Source organism: Streptomyces flavofungini (assembly GCF_041028215.1).
Taxonomy (GTDB): domain Bacteria; phylum Actinomycetota; class Actinomycetes; order Streptomycetales; family Streptomycetaceae; genus Streptomyces; species Streptomyces flavofungini_B.
In genome coordinates, this window is sequence record NZ_JASKYR010001129.1 from 1 (window position 1) to 1,674 (window position 1,674).

Below are 1,674 nucleotides of genomic sequence, written 5' to 3' on the forward strand. Positions count from 1 at the left end.
GCCCTCACGCCTCGGCCGAGGACAGCGGCTTCGCGATGTCCTCCAGCGACCTCCGCTCCGCGTTGACCGCGAGCGCCGCCGCGACCAGGCCCGCCGCGCACATCAGGCCCGCGCCGATCTGGAAGGCGAGGACGGTGTCGCCGACGACGCCCGACTCGGTCAGCTCGGCGAAGATCAGCGGGCCGCTGATGCCGCCCGCCGCGGTGCCGATCGCGTAGAAGAAGGCGATGGCCATGGCCCGCGTCTCCATCGGGAAGATCTCCGAGACCGTCAGATAGGCGCTGCTCGCGCCCGCCGAGGCGAAGAACAGGACCACGCACCAGCAGGCCGTCAGCGTCGTCGCGCTCAGCGAGCCCCGGTCGAACAGCCAGGCCGTGGCGAAGAGCAGGACGCCGGAGAGGAGGTACGTGGAGGAGATCATGATCCGGCGGCCCACGGTGTCGAAGAGCTTGCCCAGGAACAGCGGGCCCAGGAAGTTGCCCGCCGCGATGACGGCGAAGTAGTAGCCCGTGCTGCCCGAGGGGACGTCGAAGAACGTGGTGAGGATGGCGCCGAAGCCGAAGGTGATCGCGTTGTAGAGGAACGCCTGGCCGACGAAGAGGGAGAGGCCGAGCACCGCGCGCCGGGGGTAGTCGCGGAAGACCGTCTTCGCGATCAGGCCGAAGCCGATGCTCTTGCGCTGGTGGATGGTGATCTCGGTCTCGGGCGGCGGCAGGCGCTCGCCCTTCTCCTCCTCGATCTCCCGCTCCACCGACGTGACGAGCGCGTCCGCCTCCTCGCCCCTGCCGTGGATGAACTGCCAGCGCGGGCTCTCCGGGACGTGCCTGCGGACCAGCAGGATCACCAGGCCGAGGACGACACCGAGGGCGAAGGTGAGCCGCCAGCCGATGTCCTTGGGGAAGATGCTGGTGTTGAGCATGACCACGGAGAGCAGTGAGCCGCCGATCGCGCCCAGCCAGTAGCTGCCGTTGATGATCAGGTCGACCCGGCCGCGGTACTTGGACGGGATCAGCTCGTCGATCGCGGAGTTGATGGCCGCGTACTCGCCGCCGATGCCGAAGCCGGTGAGGAAGCGGAAGAGGAAGAACCACCACGCGTCGAACGAGAGTGCGGTGAGCGCGGTCGCGGCGAGGTAGACCGCGAGGGTGACCATGAAGAGCTTTTTTCGGCCGAATTTGTCGGTCATGCGGCCGAAGAAGAGAGCGCCCGCACAGGCGCCCGCCACATACAGGGCCGCCGCCACGCCGGTCACCTGGGCGGAGCTGATGGCGAGGCCGCTGCCCTCCTCGGAGAGGCGGCTCGCGATGTTGCCGACGGTGGTGACTTCGAGGCCGTCGAGAATCCAGACCGTGCCGAGGCCGATGACGATCATCCAGTGCCAGCGGGACCAGGGCAGCCGGTCGAGACGGGCGGGGACGGCCGTGGTGACGGTGCCGGTCTCGTGCTCCGGGTGCTCCCGGTCCGGGGGCGGTGGCGCGGGTGTGGACGACGCGGTCATGGCGGGTGGCTCCTTCCGCTGCTCCCACGTCGCCCGCCGCGGCTTCTACGGCTGCGCGCRTGCGGCCCCGCACGCCCGCGCACCGCCCGGACGACGGCCCTCCCGACATCGGGAGAGCCCCTCCAGAGTGCCCGGAAAAGGCCTCCTCACGCGCGCCGGGACCGCCCCGCCGGGAC

Annotated in this window: 1 protein-coding gene; it reads right to left on the reverse strand. The window is 70.2% G+C overall.

All coding sequences use genetic code 11. From position 1 onward, the window contains the following. Window positions 1-4: 4 nt before the first annotated feature. Window positions 5-1,498: an MFS transporter gene (locus tag AB8Z36_RS39065; protein ID WP_369218109.1), complete on the reverse strand. Its 1,494-nt coding sequence runs from the start codon at window positions 1,496-1,498 to the stop codon at window positions 5-7. Window positions 1,499-1,674: the final 176 nt, after the last annotated feature.

What these genes read in the sequence shown, in the direction of transcription:
- AB8Z36_RS39065 (WP_369218109.1), bottom strand. Translation starts at nt 1,498, where the DNA reads ATGACCGCGTCGTCCACACCCGCGCCACCGCCCCCGGACCGGGAGCAC.